Origin of the sequence: Micromonospora carbonacea (assembly GCF_014205165.1) — a bacterium.
GTDB lineage: Bacteria > Actinomycetota > Actinomycetes > Mycobacteriales > Micromonosporaceae > Micromonospora > Micromonospora carbonacea.
Genome location: NZ_JACHMZ010000001.1, coordinates 5,787,804 through 5,808,074 on the forward strand (window position 1 = coordinate 5,787,804; position 20,271 = coordinate 5,808,074).

Below are 20,271 nucleotides of genomic sequence, written 5' to 3' on the forward strand. Positions count from 1 at the left end.
CCCGCCCCCGGGGCCCTCGCCCCGGGCGGCAACGACGAAGGCCCCCTCCGGTCGGAGGGGGCCTTCGTGCTGAGGGTGACTGATGGGAATTGAACCCACGACAACCGGGACCACAACCCGGTGCTCTGCCAACTGAGCTACAGCCACCATGCGCTCCGCTCCGGCAGGACCGGGCGGCGTGCGGGACTAATAATAGCCTCACCCCCGCCACCCACGTCCACCGGGTTCCCCGCCCCCCGTCCCGGTCCCCAGACGTGGCGACGGGAGATCTGGGTGCGAAGTGGCCCCTGAAGGGGTCGTTTCGTGCCAAGATCCGCGAGCGTGTCCGCCTGCTGCTACGGGGCGGCGATGGTCGGGTCCGCGCCAGGGTCGCCCTCCCGCTGCAACTGCTCCTCGAACATGACGAACGTCCGCCGCCTGACGCCCTGGACCAAGGCCCGCTCCTCCGTCGTCAGAGCACGCCGCTCAGCGGCAGCGACATCCTCGATGGCCCGCACGGTCTCGTACAACGCAAAGATCGGGCCATCGCCCCGCAGATAGTAACCGCGATACGCCTCCACCGCCTGAACGAAATCTCCCGGCGGCCGCGTGAAGATTTCACCGCCCACGGCAAAGACCATTTCCGCACAGAGCTCATCTTCCCTGTTCCACCCGCCGTCATCTATGGAGACTCGCCACACGCACACTCCACCATCGGGCGACGATACGATCTTGACCGGCGATGCATAGTATCTGAAATACAAAGGAAGAACGAGGCCGGGAGTAGGATTCACGCGCTTTCCTGCAGAGTGGAGATTGAGGCATTCCAGAAGAGTTCCTGCCGACGCCTGATGATACCACCGACAATCGCCGACTCTCGCGCCGTCAACACTCGACCCTCCTCAAGCGCCAGAGCCTCGACGTCTCGCTTGACCTCGAAGGGTGGATGCTCCCAAACGGCCACCTCGTCCAACGCAGCCAAATGCAGGCGAAACTCCGCCACATGACCATCGGACAACCTGAGCAGCAATTGAATGTCGCGGTAACCGCTCCCCTGCGGATTTCGGAAGCGGTCGTTGAACTCCACGATCCGCACCGCAGGATGCCCTCGCAGCCGGTCGAGGGCTCGATATAGGCCGCCAAGCGAATCGAACTCAACCTTTGCGGCGGCAAGATCGGTCAACCGCGAGGCCTCCCCATGATACTTCTTGATCTTGTCTTCAGCGCGCTGCCCAGCCTTGGGCTCGGCCCGCCAGCCTGCCACGCCAACCACACGATCACCCTCGTGCGCAAGTTGCTGCGCGAGTACGATCAACTCCTGCTGCGCGACCGCTGCCTCGCGATAAAGGGTGTCCAGGTATTCAGACCGATATCTGGCATCCGTTCGACGGACATAGTCGAATCCTGGCTGGACCGCGCCACCCGCCTCCGGCGCGACGCTCTCACTGACCCTCCGCTGCTCTTCGGTAAGAGGCGTTGACTCCGGTCTCGATGCGCCCGGATCCTGGGGAGGTGCGCCCATTTCTTCAACCTCATGCACCAGACTGGAGCACTTCGACGGCCTGCGGGTGACTTGCCAGGTGATGCAGCGTAACCGGGCGCGCAATCAATGATCTGGCCAACTCCGGCGTCGCCAGTATCAGCCTCACCAACTTTGGTTCCGCCACCAACGGATTCACCAGCGTCTCGGCCAGACATGGTTCACCGGCCGGTGGAGACCGCCAGGTCTGATCCAGCATGCGTCGGACGCGGCGGTCTTCAAAGAGCGCCGACAGATCCTCCGCTGCTACCTCGGTCAACTGCGGTGCAAGGCGCCGCAGCGTCGGCCCGTCCATTTCTGTCGCCAGCTCGACCGGCGTAACGCCCGCACTGAAGATCTGGTCAAGGTCAGAGTTGGCCGTCACGACCTTCCGCGGAGAGATCCCCACGCGACCTCAAGACCGTTCGAGCCTCTTCGCGGGTGCGGCGGACCTGGTCGCCCGCGAGGTTCGATTCAATCGAACCTCGCGGGGGATTATCGTCGGGGCTATCGGTGCCATCCCCCTGCGCCAGCACTGGATCGGCCGAGCCGGGGCTTTCCAGCAGGTGCATCCGGTTGACGTACAGCTCGTCGTCCGTGGGGTCGTCGGGGCCGGGCTGCCACTCCCGCGACCGGTCCTCCGGCTGCGACCGTTGCCACTGCTCCGTCACCTCGGCCCGCTGGCTGAACTGCCCCGGCCCGGCCCCGGCGAACGGCATCGGTCGCCCGTCCGCCCCGAGGACCAGAGCATCGATGCCGGTCACGTTGTGCGGGGCCCGCAGTCCGCTGTGCAGGTAGATCGGCATGTCGGACACGATTCCGCTCTGCGGATCCAGGTAGAGCACGCCGCCGTCCTGGTTCAGCGCCACCCAGGCGTGCGACCCGCCACCCTCGTAGGTGGTGATCAGGAACGCGTAGCTGCCGTGCCCGCCGGCGCGTAGCTGCCTCTCGATGCTGCCGAACCCCCGGTTGACCACACTCCACCTGTCGTCCTCGGGGGTGCCGTCGTCGGGGTCGACGAGCTGCTGGAAGCGCCCGCCGGTGGCGTCCTCGACCCGCCCCGGGCCGCCGAGCTCCCCGCCGAGCGGCCGGCTGATGTCTCCGGCGGCGTACGCGTCGAAGGTGCGGGGCGCGGAGACCCGGGGGCGGCCGTGCATCCACGTCTCGTAGAGGGACAGGGTGCAGTCCAGGCAGTTGATGCCCCGGGTCGGATCCGCGGCGGGCCCGCCGTCGTTGGCGAGCCGGAACCAGCCGCCCCGGCGGGGATCGGCGGTGCGCAGGACCTGCCCGCCGGCGTCGCGGGGCATCGCGCGTTCGAGGTCCGACTGGTGCAGGGCCAACGGGGGCCGGAGCCCGCCCCACTGCCCGTACCGGCGGGACCGGTCGATCGGCGGCGGATGGTCGTCTCCGGTGAGCGCCGAAGGGCCGCCGGTGTCCACCTCGCCGACGACGAGCGACGGATCGTCCGTGTTGATCGAGTAGAAGTCGAGGGGGTCGCTGACCTCGACGAACTGCGGCGTGACCGTGCCGGCTAGCACCGCCTCGGCCAGTTCCCGCGACTCGTGGGCGGCCCGCTCGTCCGCCACCGCCATCCGGTGCCACGACGTCGCGAGGTAGTCCTGCCCGCGGTGCTTCAGGCTGAGCGCGTAGGCGGCGTACTCGCTGGCGCGCCGCTGGAAGAACTCGTACCGGGAACGTAGCTCCTGAGAGTCGTCGTATCGCCGGTTGTCCTCGTGCAGAGCGCGCTGCTGGTGGAAGCGGGCCTGGTAGCGACGCCGGTCGTACGCCTCGCGTTCGGCCCGCCGCCTGGCCTGCCACTCGGGCGACCTGCGCGGCGGCGGAACGGGATGGTCCGCGGACGGCGACCGCGGATCCAACGAGTGCAGCAGCGGAAAGCGGGGTGGCGGGGGCGGGAACGGGCCGTCGTGGCCGGGGGCGGGCGGCCTGGCCACGCCCACCGCGCCCGCGCCGGCTGCCGGCGGGGCCGCCGAGGCCACCGGGGGCAGCGCGACGGTGCCGCTCGCCGGGGCCGGCAGGTGGGGCGCCGGCCCCCCGGGCGCGCCGCCGTCGGTGACGGTGGCGGCGACGGAAGCGACGGGGGCGGTGGCAGCGGCGACGCCGGGGGCGGTGGCGACGGACGGGGGCGGCGGCCCGGCTCCCCGCGTGTCGAGCTGCCCGGGCTCGACCGGGGCGACGGAGGACAGCGTCGGGGCGGCCGTCGCGCGGGGGGCCACCGGCCCGTCGGTCGCGCCGGGGGCGCCCGGGGACTGCGCCGCCGGCTCCGTCGGCGCCCCCGCCAACGCGGTCGACCCGTGGCCGGGATGGGCGCCGCCGGCCGGGCCGGCGGAGTGGGCGTCGCCGGGCGGTGACTCGGGTGTCGCGGGCGGGGCCGCCGGCTGGTGCGTCCGCAGCGCGTCGCCGGCCGCCTCGGCCGGGCCGAGATCCGGCCCGGCCACCCCGAGCGTCGGGGCGACGGGGCCGGTGCCCGCCCCGTCGCGCGGAAGCGGGACGGTGGGACGTTCCGGGCCTGCGCCGGGGGTGCCGTCGGTCGGGGTCGGGACGGGCGTCGCATCGGTCGGGGCCGGTGCGGGTCCGCCGAGGTCGGTGGGGGCGAAGGACGCCCCCGCGAGAGCGGCCATCCGGCCGTCGAGGCGGTGGTGCAGCGCCGTGTCGGTCTGGGCGGTGGTCGACCCGGTGGCGCCGGACGCGGCAGCCCGGGCCGCATCCTCCAGCGACACCAGGCCCTGCCCGGTGGCGACGTTGGCCGCCAGGTCGGCGATCACCTCGCCGGTCATCTCCCGGCCGAAGTGCTCGCCGACCCGGGCCGCCCGCCCGGTCGCGTGGCGGCCGAGGCCGGCCAGCGGCGCGGCCGCCCCGCCCGCCAGGCCGCCGAGCGCGGACATCCCCGCGTCGGTCACGTCCAGGCCGTGCCGGCGGCCGGTCGAGTTCTGGTACGCCTGCGTGGCGAGCGTGATCCCCGACTCCTCGGCCGCCTCCTCCAGCCCGCCGCGCGCCGCCTTGCGGGCGAGGCCGCGCATGCCGCCCTCGGCCACCCGCTTGGCGGCGCGCTCGCCGGCCTCCTTCAGGCCCTGCTTGAGGGTCTTGCGGGCGAGCTGGGCCAGCAGCTTCTTGAAGATCTGCTGCACGACGAAGCGGCTGGCGGCGATCGCGGCACCGGCGGCGGGCGAGGCGGCACCGGCGGTGAGCACCGCCGCCACCGCGAGGGAGAGCAGCTCGACGACGAGGATGCCCAGCTCGATCCAGACTTCGAGCTTGGCGCCCTCGATGTCGCAGCCGCACCCCTCGACCAGCCGGCCGAGGTCACCGCTGACCGCCAGGAGCACCGGCAGCGGCGCCTCGTCGCCCTCGGCCACCCGCCGCCAGGCCGCGTCGAACGCCTCCGCGACCGCCCCGACCCCGCCGTATCCGCTGCGGACCTCCCCGGCGGCGGCGACCGCGTCGGCGCGCGGGCCGGCCAGGGCGTCGGCCACGGCGTACCACTGGTCGGCGAGGTCCCAGACCGCCTTCTCGTCGCCCTCCGGCCACTCCACCCCGATCACCCAGTCGAGCGCCTCGTAGACCCAGCCGGGCAGCTCCCAGGGCGAGTAGTCCAGCGGGTGCGGGATCGGGCTCGGCAGCAGGGTCACGGGGGCCTCGGGTCGTCAGCGCCCGGCGGGCCGCTGGTCGGAGATCCGGTCGAGCCGGCCGGCGTTGTGCGCGTCCGTGCGCACGGAATTGTCCACCGACCGCACGACGTCCTCGCCGAGGTGTTCCAGCGCCCGCCCGAGGCCCGTCCAGGCCCGCAGCAGCGTCTCCTCGAACCCCCGGTACTGCTTCTCGAACGCCGCGCCGATGTCGTCCCGCCCCCAGGGGCGGGCGGCGCTGGCGGCCGCGAGCTGGCCCCCCGCCCGGGCCCGCCGGTCGGTGACGGCCTCGCCGGCCGAGGCCAGGTCGGCCCCGCCGCGCCGCGCGCGGCCCGGATCCAACCAGAGCTGCCCGTCGGTCACGTCGCCCGCTCCCCGCCCCGCATGACGGCGTCGGCCCGGCCCAGCAGGGTGTCGAAGTCACCGGTGCGGAGGAACTCCATGGCCCCCGACCCGGCCGGCAGGTAGCCCGCCACGAGCTCCTGGGTGGCGGCGACCGCGGCGGCGGTGGCACGGTGCACCGTCGAGGTGATCTTGCGGCTCAGGGCCCCGGCGTCGCGGGCCTGGAGGGCGGCGGGGGTGAGCTCCACCGAGACGACGTCGCCCCGGGCGCCGGCCACCACCGTCACCTGGCCGTCGTCGGAACGCGCGGTGACCCGCAGCTCCGCGAGCCGGGACCGCAGCTCGTCCAGACCGGACCGGAGCTGGCGGTATTGCCCGTGCACCTCGTCGAACCGGGCTCGCAGCGCCCGGTTGGCCTCCCGGTCCACGCTCTCGGCCAACGTCGACCTCCCCGTCACCCTCGGTACGGCAGACCATACCGGGCGCCACGGATTCCGTGGGGTCCGGTAACTTCGGGTGGGTGATCGACCGTCAGCAGGCCGAACAGCTCGCCACCGTCTGGGCCCACCGGGACTCCCAGCGACTCGGGCACGAGTGCGCCCCGCTGGTCGAGGAGTTCGACCTCGGCTACCTGATCACGTCGACGGTGACCCCGTCCGCCGCGGTTCTCCCGGGCGACCTGCCGACCACCGTGGTGGACAAGGAGACCGGCGAGGTCTCGACGTGGCCGCGCCTGCCGTTCCCCGCCGTGCGGGAGATGTACCGGCGCAGCCGGCCGGCGCAGCCCGCGCCGCGCACCGTCGACCCGGCGAGCCAGTTGCTCCGTGAGATCCGCCGCCTGCCGACCCCGGGCACGGCCGCGCACCTGAGCGTGGGCGGCCGACTGCACCGCGCGGGGGGAGCCAAGGGCGAGGCGGTGCTGCGGCACCACCGGCTCGTCCGGGACTATCTCGACGCGCAGCCGCCCGGCCACCTGGTCCGGGGGGTGGACCGGCACGCCGAGCTGATCGTCGTGTCGGACGCCCTGCACGAGCACGATCACGAGCGCGCCGCCGCGGGGCAGGCCCCGGCGACCCTCGACGAGGCGCGGGTCCTCTTCGCGGGCAGCCTCTTCGAGCTGTACTGGGTGCGCGAGCCGGGCGACCCGGCGGGCGGGCCGGGCGACCGCCCCTGCGACTCGTGCCTCCGCTTCCTGGTGCACATGAACGTGCTCCCCTGGTCCGACCTGGGGTTCCGGCAGCCCCGGGTGCCGGAACCGGCCCCGGTGCCCGAGCCGGGCCGCTTCCCCGACGAGGTGGCCCACGCCCTCGTCGCCGCAGGCTGGGCCCCGCACGTCGGGGACGAGATCATGGCCGCCGCCGCCGTGCGGGACGTCACGGCCGTCGCCGGAGCCAACCACACCCATGTCGCGTTCCCCGCGGCGGTGGAGGCCATCACCCGGTTCCCCGGCCTGATCGGGTCCCGCCGCGGCCCCGGCCAGCAGGTGTGGATCTCGCGGTTCGACGTCATGCCGCACCTGGTCGCCCACAACGCCGACACGCTCGCGGACTTCGCCGCCGTGCTCGGCGTCCGGCTGTTCCCCCTCGGCACGGAGAATCAGGAGAGCATCATCGCCGTCGACGAGCGGGGCAGGGTCTTCGCGCTGGACCAGGCCGGCGAGTGGTTCCTCGGCGACGACGTCGACGCCGCCCTGACCACCCTGCTGCTCGGCCGGGCCCCCGCCCGCGTCCGCGACGACGGCACCTGGTGACGCCGCCGCCGGACACGACGTCCGGGAGAAGCTACAACTGCACCCCGGTGAGGACCAGGACCCGCGCCTCGGTGTAGTCGTCCATGGCGCTGCGCAGGCCCTCCCGCCCGACGCCGCTGCCCTTCACGCCCCCGTACGGCATCTGGTCGGCCCGGTACGACGGCACGTCCCCGACGATCACCCCGCCGACGTCGAGGACCCGGTGGGCGGCGAAGGCGACGTCGAGCCGGTGGGTGAACACGCCGGCCTGCAACCCGTACGCGGAGTCGTTGACGGCGGCGAACGCGGCCGCGTCGTTCTCGACCCGGGCGACCACGAGCACCGGCCCGAAGACCTCCTCGGCGCACACCTTCGCGTCGGCCGGCACGCCGGACAGCACGGTCGGCGGGTAGGTGGCCCCCTCGCGCCGCCCGCCCACCTCGATGGTCGCCCCGGCCACCACGGCCTCGTCGACCCACGCCTCGACCCGCTGCGCGGCCCCCTCCGACACCAGGGGGCCGACGTCGGTCAGCGGGTCGGCCGGGTCTCCGGTGCGCAGCGCCTCCACGGCGGCGACCAGCCTCGGCAGGAAGGCGTCGTAGAGCCACTCGTGCACGTACACCCGCTGCACGGCGATGCACGACTGCCCGGCCTGGTAGTTGGAGAAGGTGGCGATCCGCTGCGCGGCGAAGGTGAGGTCCTCGTCGGTGTTCCAGTCCTCGCAGATCACCGCCGCCGCGTTGCCGCCCAGCTCCAGGGTGACGTGCTTGTCGGGCACGGCCCGGCGGATCGCCGCGCCGACCGGCCCGGAGCCGGTGAACGACACCACCGGCAGCCGGGGGTCGGCGACCAGCTCGGCGGCCCGCTCGTTGGGCAGCGGCAGCACCGAGAACATGCCCGCGGGCAGCTCGGTCTCGGCGAGGAGCTCGCCGAGCAGCAGCGCCGACAGCGGGGTGGCCGGGGCCGGCTTCACGACGATCGGCGCGCCGACGGCGATGGCCGGGGCGACCTTGTGCGCGACCAGGTTGAGCGGAAAGTTGAACGGGGCGATCCCCAGCACGGGGCCCTTCGGCGCCCGCCGGACCAGCGCGATCCGCCCGGTGGCGGCCGGGTCGGTGTCGAGGCGTTGCAGCTCGCCGGAGCAGCGGCGGGCCTCCTCGGCCGCCCAGCGGAACGTCGACACCGCCCGCCCCACCTCGGCCTTCGCCCACTTGACCGGCTTGCCGTTCTCGGCGGTGATCAGGTCGGCGACCTCGTCGGCCCGTTCGGCGAGCCGCCGCGAGACGTGGTCCAGGGCCGCCGCGCGGGCGTGCGCGGGCAGGGCCGCGGCCTGCGCCGCCACTGCGGCCGCCGCGGCGACGGCGGCCTCGACCTGGTCGGGCGTGGCGAGCGTGGTACGCCCCACCGGGCGACCGTCGTAGGGGTGGGTGACGGTCAGCTCGCCCTCGCCGTGTGCGGGGCGGCCGGCGACGAAGAAGGCTCTCGGCTCCACACCTCGGCAGCGTAGCCGAGCCTCCGCCGCACGGTAACCAGCAATTCCCGCACGGAAACAGTCGCTCATGCCCTTGTCTGCCGCGAATTCAGTAGCGAAGATGGCAGTCAGATTCCGATAACCTCCGCTGTCCGCATCCCCGGCATCCCTCGGAGACACCTGATGAGCGACCAGCAGCAGCTGCGCAACTTCGTCAACGGCGAGTACGTCGATCCTTCCGACGGCGGGTACGCCGACCTGGTCGACCCGTGCACCGGCGAGGTCTTCGCCCAGGCGCCGGTGTCCGGCGCGGCGGACGTGGACGCGGCGATGCGGGCGGCCTCCGCCGCGTTCGAGACGTGGCGGGACAGCACCCCCGGCGAGCGGCAGAAGGCGCTGCTGAAGCTCGCCGACGCCGTGGAGGCGCGGGCGGCCGAGCTGGTCGACGCCGAGGTGCGCAACACGGGCAAGCCCCGCCAGCTCACCGCCGAGGAGGAGCTGCCGCCGGCCGTGGACCAGTTCCGGTTCTTCGCCGGGGCGGCCCGGCTGCTGGAGGGCCGGTCCGCCGGGGAGTACATGGCGGGCCACACCTCGTACGTGCGGCGGGAGCCGATCGGCGTCTGCGCGCAGGTCACCCCGTGGAACTACCCGCTGATGATGGCGGTGTGGAAGATCGCCCCGGCCCTCGCCGCCGGCAACACGGTGGTGCTGAAGCCGTCGGACACCACGCCGGTGTCGACGCTGCTGCTGGCCGAGATCGCCGCCGAGTTCCTCCCGCCGGGCGTGTTCAACGTGGTCTGCGGCGACCGGGACACCGGTCGTACCCTCGTGTCGCACCCGACCCCGCAGCTGGTGTCGATCACGGGCTCGACCCGGGCGGGCATGGAGGTCGCCTCCGCCGCCGCGCCGGACCTGAAGCGGACCCACCTGGAGCTGGGCGGCAAGGCCCCGGTGGTGATCTTCGACGACGCGGACGTGGCGGCGGCGGCCGAGGCGATCGCCGTGGGCGGCTACTTCAACGCGGGCCAGGACTGCACGGCGGCGACGCGGGTGCTGGCCGGTCCGGGCATCCACGACGACTTCGTGGCGGCGCTCGCCGAGCAGGCCCGCAACACGCGCACCGGCGCGCCGGACGACGCCGACGTGCTCTACGGCCCGCTGAACAACGCCAACCAGCTCGCCCGGGTCAGCGGCTTCGTCGACCGGCTGCCCGACCACGCGAGCGTGCAGACCGGCGGGTCGCGGGTCGGCGAGCGCGGCTTCTTCTACTCCCCCACCGTCGTCTCCGGGGTCCGGCAGGCCGACGAGATCATCCAGCAGGAGGTGTTCGGGCCGGTCATCACCGTGCAGCGCTTCTCCGCCGAGGACGAGGCGGTGCGCTGGGCCAACGGCGTCGACTACGGCCTGTCGGCGTCGGTGTGGACGCGCGACCACGGCCGGGCGATGCGGATGACCCGCCGGCTCGACTTCGGCTGCGTCTGGGTCAACACCCACATCCCGTTCGTCTCCGAGATGCCGCACGGCGGGTTCAAGCACTCCGGGCACGGCAAGGACCTGTCGGTCTACAGCCTGGAGGACTACACCCGGATCAAGCACGTCATGCACAACATCGAGGGCTGAGCCTTGCCATCCTCGGAGGAGCTGCACAAGCGGCGGGGCGCGGCTGTGGCGCGGGGCGTCGGCAGCGTCATCGGCGCGTACGTGGACCGGGCCGGCGGCGGCACGATCACCGACGTCGACGGGCGGGAGTGGATCGACTTCGCCGCCGGCATCGCGGTCACCAACGTCGGCAACTCCGCGCCGCGCGTCGTGGCGGCGGTCCGCGAGCAGGTCGAGCGGTTCACCCACACCTGCTTCATGGTCGCGCCGTACGAGTCGTACGTGGCGGTGTGCGAGCAGCTCAACGCGCTCGCCCCGGGCGGCTTCGAGAAGCGCTCCGCGCTGTTCAACTCGGGCGCGGAGGCGGTGGAGAACGCCGTGAAGATCGCCCGGCACGCCACGGGGCGGCCGGCGGTGGTGGTGTTCGACCACGCGTACCACGGGCGGACCAACCTGACGATGGCGCTGACGGCGAAGAACATGCCGTACAAGCACCGGTTCGGGCCGTTCGCCGGCGAGGTCTACCGGGTGCCCATGTCCTACCCGCTGCGCGACGGGGGCCTGTCCGGGGCCGAGGCGGCGGCGCGGGCCATCGAGACGGTGGAGAAGCAGGTCGGCGCGGAGAACGTGGCGGCGCTGCTGATCGAGCCGATCCAGGGCGAGGGCGGTTTCGTCGTACCCGCGCAGGGGTTCCTGCCGGCGCTGCGCGAGTGGGCGACGGCGGCCGGGGTGGTCTTCGTCGCCGACGAGATCCAGACCGGCTTCTGCCGCACCGGCGACTGGTTCGCCTGCGACCACGAGGGCGTCGTGCCGGACCTGGTGACCCTGGCCAAGGGCATCGCGGGCGGGCTGCCGCTGGCGGCCGTGACGGGCCGGGCCGAGCTGATGGACGCGGTGCACGTCGGCGGCCTCGGCGGCACGTACGGCGGCAACCCGGTCGCCTGCGCGGCGGCGCTCGCGTCGATCGAGACCATGCACGAGCTGGACCTGGCCGCCGCCGCCCGCCGGATCGGGGCGACGCTGGCCGACCGGCTGCGCGCCGTCGCCGCCCGCGACGCGCGGATCGCCGAGGTACGCGGCCGGGGCGCGATGCTCGCCGTGGAGCTGGTGCAGCCGGGCACCCTGGTCCCGGATCCGGCCGCCGCGGCGGCGGTGTCGGCGGCCTGCCACGCCGCCGGCCTGCTCACCCTGACCTGCGGCACGTACGGCAACGTGCTGCGCTTCCTGCCCCCGCTGGTCATCTCCGACGGCGAGCTGGCCCGGGGCCTGGACATCCTCGACGCCGCCTTCGGCTGAGCCGGGTCCTGCGGAACGGCCGGCGACCCGTCATCGGTCGCCGGCCGCCCCGCCACCCGGCCTCAGGGCAGCACCTCTCCCAGCGCAGCACCTCTCTCCGCCCAGCGTCTCTCTCAGCGCAGGACCTCGACCACGTTGCGCCGCACGACGTTCTTGCCCGGCTCCCGCACCAGCTCCATCGCCGCCGCGTTGAGCAGCACACAACTGCCCGACGGCCCCACCACCGACACCGTCACCGCACGACCATTGTCCAGATTGGTCACCCGCAACCGCGTACCCACCGGAAAACGGTCACTCGTCGCCGCCGGCGCACCACCCTCCGCCGAGAACGTCACCGAACCCTGACAGGCGCTCTGCCTCGCGGGTGGTGCCGCCGTCGCCCCCGTGGGCTGGGCACCGGGCTGGGCGGGCCGCTCTCCGCCGGGCTGGGCCGGCACCCCGCCGGGCTGCGCGGGTGTGCCGCCGCCGTCGAGGCGCTCCACCACGTTGCGCCGCACGACGTTCTTGCCCGGCTCCCGCACCAGCTCCATCGCCGCCGCGTTGAGCAGCACACAACTGCCCGACGGCCCCACCACCGACACCGTCACCGCACGACCATTGTCCAGATTGGTCACCCGCAACCGCGTACCCACCGGAAAACGGTCACTCGTCGCCGCCGGCGCACCACCCTCCGCCGAGAACGTCACCGAACCCTGACACACGCTCTGCCGCGCCGGTGCCGTCTCGGCGAAGCCGAGCCCCGTCCCGACCGCCACCACCGCCGAGGCGACCACGGCCATCCCCGCCGCCAGGACATGCGTCCGCCGTACCCTCACGTGCCTCTCCCGTCGTCCGATGATCGCTACGCCGAGCGGTACGGCCTGGGAGCGCTGCCGGGTTCAGCCATCCGCCAGGAAGGTTTCCGATTCCGGAAACCCCCACCCCGCCCTGCCCTGCCCTGCCCTGCCCCCGCGATCTTGCACTTTCGGCCCTCATGATGCCCGAATAGTCGCTTTCGTCGGGGCCCAAGGTGCAAGATCGCCGGAGCACTGCGACCGGCGGTCAGGGGAGGAGCGCACGGATCGTCGTGACTATGTGGGCGGGGCGGCGGTAGAGGTCACGGTCGGTGAAGTGGCGCATCGTCCAGCCCTCGGAGGCAAGCCAGTTGGCGCGGTCCCGGTCATATCGGAGCCGCTCGCGGTCCAGGTGGGACAAACCGTCGTATTCGATGCCGATCCGCCGTCGGCGGTACCCCAGATCCAGCCGGTAGCGCCTGGCCCCGTCCTCGTCGAGCACCCAGACCTGCGGCTCCGGAACTGGAAGGCCGCCATCGATCAGCACCAGCCGCAGTTGGCTCTCCTGACGACACTCGGCCCGCCCGTCGGCCAGCGGCACCAGAGAGCGGGCTTGACGCACGCCCGGAAGCCCGCCGTGGGACAACACCTCCTCGACGAGGCCATCTCGGCTCACCACGCCCGCCCGCAGCACGGCATCCAGCACCGGCAAGGCGTCCAGTCTCCGAACCGTACGCGCCAGATCCACCGCGCAGCGCGGGGCCGGCGCGCAGGGCAGCCCTCTCACCAGGACCGGCTCGACTGGCACCGCCGAGTGATGAACCACCACACCTGGCAGCCGGGGCCGGGGCACCTCAGGAGGCAACTGCACATGCACGGCACCCTCGGGAAGGACGCCGAAGCCGTGCAGGCGAGCCGCGGTGTGGCGGGACAGCATCGCCTCGGACGGCAGGCACAGCAGCAGCGCTCGTAGCGCGTCGAGATCCTCGATGGGGCCGTCCGCGTAGACGCCTCGTCGCGCCCGCACGACCTGCCCCTTCGCCAGCCGGTTCCGAAGCCGCTTCCGGCTGGTCGACCTCAACACCGACGTCGTACGCCAAAGCTGGTTCTCCATCCTGGCAGGCTGCCCGGCGACCCACCCCCCGACGCCTGACCAACCTCCGACCCTGTGGACAACGACCGCCCCTGTGGACAACCCCCCAACCCCGCCCCACTGTGCTAACCCCTCTCCCCTCCCCCTCCCCTTCCCCCTCCACCCCTCGGCGATCTTGCACTTGCGGCCCCAAAAGTGGGCGATTCGCGGCTTTTGACGGGGCCCAAAGTGCAAGATCGGCGGCGACTTGGGGTGGGGCGGCGGGGGCGGGGGCGGGGGCGGGTTAGTCGTCGCAGCCGTAGCCGTCGTTGTCGCGGTCCAGGTCGTAGATGTCGTCGCCGATGACCTTCACTGGGCCCGTGACGTACGCGGGGCCGTTGCCGCCGCCACCGGCACAGTCGACGTCGCTGGCGATCGGCACGCAGCCGCTGTAGTTGGGGTCGCACCGGCGCTCCTGCTTCGTGCCCACCGCGACGACCTGCGTGACCGGCTGCTTCGTGACGGCCGACCGGAGCAGCTTCCGACCGGTGGGCACCCCGTCGGTCAGGGTGACCTGGTACGTCAGCGTGCGGACCCCGTTGACTCCCCTGGTGCGGACGACCCGCTTGCCCTCGGCCAGGGACGGGTCCTTCACCGTTCGCTCGGCGTGCCGGATCGTCTGCGTCTCCTGCTCGGTGCGCGTCTCCACGGTCGGGGGCGCGACTGTCGGGGGCGCGACTGTCGGGGACGGCGGAGGCGTGGAGACGGTGGTCGCCGGCGCGGCCGCCTCGGACACGACCGGCTCGGGGGCGGCGACGGGCGGGCTGGCCTTGGCGGCCACGGCGGTACGCCCCTGCCCCGGGTCGTCGGCGAGGGTCCCGACGACGGCGGCTCCCGCGCAGCAGAGCAGCACGGTCGACAACAGCACGCCGCCCAGGACGACACCGACCCGCTGCCCGGGCTGGAGGCGACGGAACCATCCCACCCGGGCAACGGACGGCGCGACGGGGGCGGCGGGGTTTCGGTGGTACGGCGGCTGATGGGTCACGACACCGAGTGTCACCAGGGAGGGGCGGCTCGGTAACCGCCGTACCGATCCTCAACGACGTCGATCGGCACACCGGCCGATACGTACAGTCCGGGGCGGAAACCGGGCAGGCGGCATCGTGCCCCATCCGGGCGGGCACGTTCGTACGGGTCGGCGCGGAGCCGCCGCACGGGGTCGACGCGGCCGGCCTTCCGGCAGTACGGGGCCGTTAACAGGGGGCCCTTCCTATACCGAAAGCGTTAACAAGGTTCCCTTCCTTTACCGCCGGTCCTCCAGGCCCCACGGGGAGCCGTAGCCCGTTAGCAGGTCGAGGAACGGGCGTGGGGGCAGCGCCTCGGGGCCGATGACCCCGGTGCCGGCCCACTCGCCCGTGGCGAGCAGTTCCAGGGCGACGACCGGGTTGACGGCGGTCTGCCAGACGACGGCCTGGTGGCCGTACTCGGCCATGGACCACTCGTTGTCGACGACGTGGTAGAGGTAGACCTCGCGGGGCCGGCCGTCCCTGCCCACGCCCGTGACCCAGGTGCCGGCGCAGGTCTTGCCGCGCATCCGGTCGCCGAGGGTGGCCGGGTCGGGCAGGGCGGCGGCGACCACGTCGCGCGGGGACATCCGCACGCCGCGCACGGTGACCGGCTCGGTGGAGTCGAGGCCGAGCTTGTGCAGGGTACGCAGGACCTCGATGAACTCCTCGCCGAGGCCGTACTTGAAGGTGACCCGCCGGGCGTCGACCCAGCGCGGGATGAGCAGCACCTCCTCGTGCTCCACGTTGACGCACTCGACGGGGCCGATGCCCGCGGGGAAGCGGAACACCTCGGGCTCGCTGAACGGCTCGGTGGTGAACCAGCCCCGGTCGCGTTCCCAGATCACCGGCGGGTTGAGGCACTCCTCGATCGTGGTCCAGATGGAGAACGACGGGGCGAAGTCGTAGCCCTCGACGGTCAGGTTCGCGCCGTCGCGTACCCCGATCTCGTCGATCTCGGCGAACAGCTCGTCGGCGGCGTAGCGGGCGAAGACGTCGGACAGGCCCGGTTCGACGCCGATGCCGCACAGGGCGAGCCGGCCGGCGGACGCCCACCGGTCGGCGACGGCGAACTGCTCGTCGCCGAGCTTCACGCCGGTCTCGGCGTAGGGGCGCTTCGGGTGCGGGTGGGACAGGGACATGGCCATGTCGAGGTAGTCGGCCCCGGCCGCGTACGCGCCGTCGAAGATCGGCATGACGAAGCGCGGGTCGACGGCGTTGAGCACGTGGGTGATCCGGTATTCGCGGCACAGCGCGGCGACGGCGTCGGCGGAGGAGGCGTCGACGGTCGCGGCGACGAACCGGTCGCCGTGGCCGGCGACGGCCCGCGCGGCGCGGGCGGCGTCGGCGTCGGCGACGACCATGGTGTCGAAGAATGTTCGGCGGGCGGCGATGGCGGCGGCGGCGGAGCCGACCCCGCCGGCGCCGACGAGCAGGATACGCATCAGGAATCGAACCCCAAACCAAGACGATCGAGCGTACGGAGCCACGGGTTGCGCCGGCCGTCGCGCGCGTCGGCGCGGGCCAGCGACCAGCGGGTGAGGTGGATGCCGGCGGCCCGGACGGGCTCCGGCGGGAACGGCAGCGGCCTGCCCCGGACGAGGGCGAGCCGGGTGAGCGGGGTGTCCGCGCCCGCGAGCAGGTCGAGCATGACCCGCGCGCCGAACCGGGTGGCCCCGACGCCGAGGCCGGTGTAGCCGGCGGCGTAGGCGAGGCGGCCGCCGTAGGCGGTGCCGAAGAACGGGCAGAACCGGGTGCAGGTGTCGATGACGCCGCCCCAGCGGTGGCTGAACCGCACGTCGGCGAGCTGCGGGAACGTGGTGAAGAAGTGCTCGGCGAGGGCGGCGAAGGTGGCCGGGCGCTGCTCCAGCTCGGGGGCGACCCGGTTGCCGTGGTGGTAGACGGCGTCGTAGCCGCCGAACAGGATCCGCCCGTCGCGGGTGATCCGGTAGTAGTGGAACTGGTTGCCGGTGTCGGCGAGGCCCTGCCGGTTGCGCCAGCCGATCGCGTCGCGCTGGGCGGGCGTCAGCGGCTCGGTCATCAGCGCGTAGTCGTAGACGGGCACGACCCAGGCGCGCAGCCGGCGCAGCAGCGGCGGGAACGCGTTGGTGGTGAGCACGACCCGGCGGGCGCGGATGACGCCGGGGGCCTGCTCGACGCCGCCGGCCGTGCTGGCGGCCACGGCGGCGGCGTCGCCGCGCAGCCCGGTGACCCGGGTGTGCTCGTGGATCCGGACGCCCAGGTCGAGGCAGGCGCGGCGCAGGCCCCAGGCGAGCTTCGCCGGGTCGAGCATGGCGACCCGGTCGCGGTCCCACATCCCGCCGAGGTACGTCGGCGAGTCCACCTCGGCGCGCACCTCGTCGCGGCCGAGCAGCCGCACGTCGTGGCCGTGGCTGCGGGCCAGCTCCGCGTCCTCGGCGAGCCCGGCGAGCTGGTACGGCCGCACGGCCACGGCCAGCTCGCCGGTGCGCTCGAAGTCGCAGTCGATGCCGTACGCGTCGACGGTGGCGGCGATCGCGGCGAGGTTCTCCCGGCCGAGGCGTTCCAGCTCGGCGACCTCGCCGGGGAACCGGGCGACGCCGTTGGCGAGGCCGTGGGTGAGCGAGGCGGAGCAGAACCCGCCGTTGCGCCCCGACGCGGCCCAGCCGCAGGTGCCGGCGTCGACGAGCAGCACGTCGGTGTCGGGGTCGGCCTGCTTGGCGAGCAGGGCCGCCCAGAGCCCCCCGTACCCGCCGCCGATCACCAGCAGGTCGGCGGTGTGCGCGCCGGTCAGCGGGGGCAGCGGGTCGGGGCGTTCGGGCCGGTCGAGCCAGTACGGGACGGGCGTCGCGTCGGCGAGCGCCCGGCCGGTATGCGGGAGGATCATGACGGGCTCTTCGCCCGCCGGCCGGTCGCCGGTGTCACCGGGAGGGTGTGCCGGCGGGCCCGCCGCCCGCGCAGCGAGCTGAGCCCGACGAGCAGCAGCGCGACGGCGAACATGGCCGTGCCGATGACGTTGACCTGCGGCGGGATGCCCCGCTGGGCGGCGCCCCAGACGTACATGGGGAACGTGACGGTGGTGCCGGCGTTGAAGTTGGTGATGATGAAGTCGTCGAAGCTGAGCGAGAACGCCAGCAGCGCGGCGGCCACGATGCCGGGGAGCACCAGCGGCAGGGTGACCAGGCGGAACGTCTGCCACGGGCTCGCGTACAGGTCGGCGGCGGCCTCCTCCAGCCGGCGGTCCATGCCGGCGAGCCGGGCCTTGACGGTGACCACCACGAACGACACGCAGAACATGACGTGCGCGATGACGACGGTCCAGAAGCCCTGCGGCACCCCGGCGGAGACGAACAGGGCCAGCAGCGAGGTGCCCATGACCAGCTCGGGGGTGGCCATCGGCAGGAAGATCAGCACGTTGATCCCGGAGCGGCCGGTGAACCGGTGCCGCACCAGCGCGAACGCCATCAGCGTGCCGAGCACGGTGGCGACGACGGTGGCGATGAAGCCGATCTGCACGCTGCGCACCACCGCGTCGCACATGTCGGAGGTGGCGCAGGGCTGCCGCCAGTTGTCGAGGGTGAACTCGTTGAAGTCGTACGACAGGCGGCTCGACGGGCGGTTGAACGACAGGGCGGCGACCACGGCGATGGGCAGCGACAGGTAGCCGAGGACGAGCAGGGCGACGCCCATCACCCAGTGGTCGGCGAGCCAGCGGGAGAATCTCACAGCACCTCCTCCGTGCCGGCGCGGCGCAGGTAGACGAAGACCACCGCGAGGATCGCCGCCATCAGCAGGAACGACAGGGCCGCGCCCTGCGGGTAGTCCAGCCGGACCAGGAACGCCGAGTCGATGACGTTGCCGACCATGTACTCGTTGGGCGTGCCGAGCAGCTCGGCGTTGATGTAGTCGCCGGTGGCCGGGATGAAGAACAGCAGCGTGCCGGCGATCAGGCCGGGCATCGACAGCGGCAGGGTCACCCGGCGGAACGTCTGCACCGGGCTCGCGTACAGGTCGCCGGCCGCCTCCAGCAGCCGGTAGTCGAGCCGCTCCAGGCTCGCGTACAGCGGCAGCACCAGGAAGGGCAGGAAGTTGTACGTCAGCCCGAGCACCACCGCGACGGGGGTGGCGAGCAGCCGGCCGTCGGGGCCGAGCAGGTGCACGTCGCGCAGCAGCCCGACCAGAGCGCCGTTGTCGGACAGGATCGTCTTCCACGCCAGGGTGCGCACCAGGAAGCTGGTGAACATGGGGGCGACGACGCAGACCAGCAGCAGGTTCTTCCACCGGCCGGCCTTCTGGGCGATCGCGTACGCCAGCGGGTAGCCCATCAGCAGGCCCAGCACGAGCGCGATGCCGGCGTAGAGGAACGACCGGCCGAGCTGCGGCCAGTACGCCTGCACCGCGTCCGGGTAGTTGCCGAACGCCCAGGTCAGCGCGTACCCGGTGGAGAGCGAGCCGGCGGGGTCGTAGAGGCTCGCGGCGGCGAGCTGGAACAGCGGCACGGCGAAGAACAGCAGCAGCCAGGCCGCGCCCGGCAGGAGCAGCAGGTACGGCAGCAGCCGGTGCCGCCCGCCCCGGGGCGGCGGCGGGGGCGTCGCGGGGTGCCCCGTCGACGTGGGAACGTGGGCCAGCGCGGTCACGAGGACGCACCCACCGGCTCGTCGAGCAGGCCGGCGGTGGCGTCGTCGGCGCCGGGCGGGCGGGGCAGCAGGAACGCGTGCTGGGGGTCCCAGTGCGCCACCACGGACGCGCCGACGGGCACCCGGCCGCCGAGGCCGCTGTTGGCCGCGAACGCGGTCAGTTCGCTGCCCCACCCGGTGCGCACCAGATACTGGGTGCTGACCCCCACGTACGAGGCGTCGGTGACCACCCCGGTCACGTACTGGTGGCCGGCGGGCACCCGGTCGGCGGCGTCGACGAGGTGCAGCTTCTCGGGGCGTACCCCCAGGTAGACCGGGCCCGAGGCGACGCGGGCGCGGCCGGCGGGCACGGAGTAGCGCGCGCCGTGGGCGGTGACCGGCACGTCGGACCCGGCGGTCCCGGCGGCCTCGGCGGCGAGCAGGTTGGACTGGCCGAGGAAGTTCGCCACGAACGCGGTGGCCGGGTATTCGTAGATGTCGGCGGGCGCGCCGAGCTGCTCGATCCTCCCGGCGTTCATCACCGCGACGGTGTCGGCCATCGTCATGGCCTCCTCCTGGTCGTGCGTGACGTGCACGAAGGTGATGCCGACCTCGGTCTGGATGCGCTTGAGCTCGATCTGCATCTGCCGGCGCAGCTTCAGGTCGAGCGCGCCGAGCGGCTCGTCGAGCAGCAGCACCTGCGGCCGGTTGATCAGCGCCCGGGCGAGCGCGACGCGCTGCTGCTGCCCGCCGGAGAGCTGGGCTGGCCGGCGGTGGCCGAAGTCGGCGAGCTGCACCAGGGCGAGCATCCGGTTGACCTCGTCGTCGACCGAGCGGATGCCGCGCCGGCGCAGCCCGAACGCCACGTTGTCGAAGATGTCGAGGTGCGGGAAGAGCGCGTAGCTCTGGAACACGGTGTTGACCGGCCGCTTGTACGGGCGCAGCCGGGCGATGTCCCGGTCGCCGAGGCGCACCTGCCCGCTCGTCGGCTGCTCCAGGCCGGCGATCATGCGCAGGGTGGTGGTCTTGCCGCACCCGGACGCCCCGAGCAGGGCGAAGAAGGAGCCCTGCGGGATGGTCAGGCCGAGGTCGTCGACCGCGGTGAAGATGCCGAACCTCTTGGTCAGGTTGACCAGCCGCAGGTCGCCGGCCGGCGCGTCGTGTCCCGTCGTCTTCGCGCTCATC

General features: G+C 73.1%; 18 protein-coding genes and 1 tRNA gene. 3 read left to right on the forward strand and 16 right to left on the reverse strand.

Going from position 1 to position 20,271, the window contains the following annotated elements; genetic code table 11:
* Nucleotides 1–74: 74 nt before the first annotated feature.
* From HDA31_RS23995 to HDA31_RS24015, 7 genes are all read right to left on the reverse strand, one after another.
* A tRNA-His gene (locus HDA31_RS23995) sits at nt 75–147 on the reverse strand.
* Between the two features lie 188 nt (nt 148–335).
* Complete coding sequence (locus tag HDA31_RS32560) at nt 336–608, reverse strand: hypothetical protein (RefSeq protein WP_246384423.1); 273 nt, start codon at nt 606–608, stop codon at nt 336–338.
* 161 nt (nt 609–769) lie between these two features.
* Complete coding sequence (locus HDA31_RS32565; RefSeq protein WP_246384421.1) at nt 770–1,501, reverse strand: nucleotidyltransferase family protein; 732 nt, start codon at nt 1,499–1,501, stop codon at nt 770–772.
* Between the two features lie 10 nt (nt 1,502–1,511).
* Nucleotides 1,512–1,883 (reverse strand): hypothetical protein, encoded by a 372-nt coding sequence (locus tag HDA31_RS32570; protein WP_246384418.1) that lies wholly within the window; start codon nt 1,881–1,883, stop codon nt 1,512–1,514.
* Nucleotides 1,867–5,145: a toxin glutamine deamidase domain-containing protein gene (locus tag HDA31_RS24005; RefSeq protein WP_246384416.1), complete on the reverse strand. Its 3,279-nt coding sequence runs from the start codon at nt 5,143–5,145 to the stop codon at nt 1,867–1,869. Before HDA31_RS24005 ends, HDA31_RS32570 begins: the two co-directional genes overlap by 17 nt.
* Before the next feature lie 15 nt (nt 5,146–5,160).
* Complete coding sequence (locus HDA31_RS24010; RefSeq protein ID WP_074476594.1) at nt 5,161–5,505, reverse strand: hypothetical protein; 345 nt, start codon at nt 5,503–5,505, stop codon at nt 5,161–5,163.
* The gene (locus HDA31_RS24015) at nt 5,502–5,924 is read right to left on the reverse strand and encodes a YbaB/EbfC family nucleoid-associated protein (protein WP_178063471.1); all 423 of its coding nucleotides are present in this window, start codon (nt 5,922–5,924) and stop codon (nt 5,502–5,504) included. Before HDA31_RS24015 ends, HDA31_RS24010 begins: the two co-directional genes overlap by 4 nt.
* 80 nt (nt 5,925–6,004) lie before the next feature.
* Here HDA31_RS24015 and HDA31_RS24020 point away from each other — a divergent pair, with 80 nt between their 5' ends.
* Complete coding sequence (locus HDA31_RS24020; RefSeq protein WP_178063470.1) at nt 6,005–7,234, forward strand: SUKH-3 domain-containing protein; 1,230 nt, start codon at nt 6,005–6,007, stop codon at nt 7,232–7,234.
* Between the two features lie 31 nt (nt 7,235–7,265).
* On the opposite strand, the gene HDA31_RS24025 is transcribed toward HDA31_RS24020, so the two are convergent.
* Nucleotides 7,266–8,705: an aldehyde dehydrogenase family protein gene (locus tag HDA31_RS24025; RefSeq protein ID WP_178063469.1), complete on the reverse strand. Its 1,440-nt coding sequence runs from the start codon at nt 8,703–8,705 to the stop codon at nt 7,266–7,268.
* A gap of 162 nt (nt 8,706–8,867) precedes the next feature.
* On the opposite strand from HDA31_RS24025, the gene HDA31_RS24030 reads away from it, so the two are divergent.
* Entirely contained in the window at nt 8,868–10,304 is a 1,437-nt protein-coding gene (locus HDA31_RS24030; RefSeq protein ID WP_091285650.1) for a gamma-aminobutyraldehyde dehydrogenase, read from the forward strand.
* Nucleotides 10,305–10,307: 3 nt separating this feature from the next.
* Nucleotides 10,308–11,579 (forward strand): 4-aminobutyrate--2-oxoglutarate transaminase, encoded by a 1,272-nt coding sequence (gabT, locus tag HDA31_RS24035; protein ID WP_178063468.1) that lies wholly within the window; start codon nt 10,308–10,310, stop codon nt 11,577–11,579.
* A 113-nt stretch (nt 11,580–11,692) separates the two neighbouring features.
* Here gabT and HDA31_RS24040 read toward each other — a convergent pair whose 3' ends face one another.
* The 8 genes from HDA31_RS24040 to HDA31_RS24075 form a co-directional block, all read right to left on the reverse strand.
* Nucleotides 11,693–12,394, reverse strand: coding sequence for an RlpA-like double-psi beta-barrel domain-containing protein (locus tag HDA31_RS24040; RefSeq protein WP_178063467.1), 702 nt, complete (start codon nt 12,392–12,394; stop codon nt 11,693–11,695).
* A gap of 226 nt (nt 12,395–12,620) precedes the next feature.
* Entirely contained in the window at nt 12,621–13,466 is an 846-nt protein-coding gene (locus HDA31_RS24045) for a type IV toxin-antitoxin system AbiEi family antitoxin (protein WP_178063466.1), read from the reverse strand.
* A 262-nt stretch (nt 13,467–13,728) separates the two neighbouring features.
* Nucleotides 13,729–14,409, reverse strand: coding sequence for a G5 domain-containing protein (locus HDA31_RS24050; RefSeq protein ID WP_246384415.1), 681 nt, complete (start codon nt 14,407–14,409; stop codon nt 13,729–13,731).
* A 321-nt stretch (nt 14,410–14,730) separates the two neighbouring features.
* Complete coding sequence (locus HDA31_RS24055; RefSeq protein WP_178063465.1) at nt 14,731–15,936, reverse strand: saccharopine dehydrogenase family protein; 1,206 nt, start codon at nt 15,934–15,936, stop codon at nt 14,731–14,733.
* Nucleotides 15,936–17,357: an NAD(P)/FAD-dependent oxidoreductase gene (locus tag HDA31_RS24060; protein ID WP_178063464.1), complete on the reverse strand. Its 1,422-nt coding sequence runs from the start codon at nt 17,355–17,357 to the stop codon at nt 15,936–15,938. The genes HDA31_RS24055 and HDA31_RS24060 overlap by 1 nt, the downstream gene beginning before the upstream one ends.
* Complete coding sequence (locus tag HDA31_RS24065) at nt 17,354–18,196, reverse strand: ABC transporter permease (protein ID WP_246384414.1); 843 nt, start codon at nt 18,194–18,196, stop codon at nt 17,354–17,356. The genes HDA31_RS24060 and HDA31_RS24065 overlap by 4 nt, the downstream gene beginning before the upstream one ends.
* Nucleotides 18,193–19,107, reverse strand: a complete 915-nt coding sequence (locus HDA31_RS24070) for an ABC transporter permease (protein ID WP_178063463.1) — start codon at nt 19,105–19,107, stop codon at nt 18,193–18,195. Before HDA31_RS24070 ends, HDA31_RS24065 begins: the two co-directional genes overlap by 4 nt.
* Nucleotides 19,104–20,270, reverse strand: coding sequence for an ABC transporter ATP-binding protein (locus HDA31_RS24075; RefSeq protein ID WP_178063462.1), 1,167 nt, complete (start codon nt 20,268–20,270; stop codon nt 19,104–19,106). The genes HDA31_RS24070 and HDA31_RS24075 overlap by 4 nt, the downstream gene beginning before the upstream one ends.
* Nucleotide 20,271 lies beyond the last annotated feature (1 nt).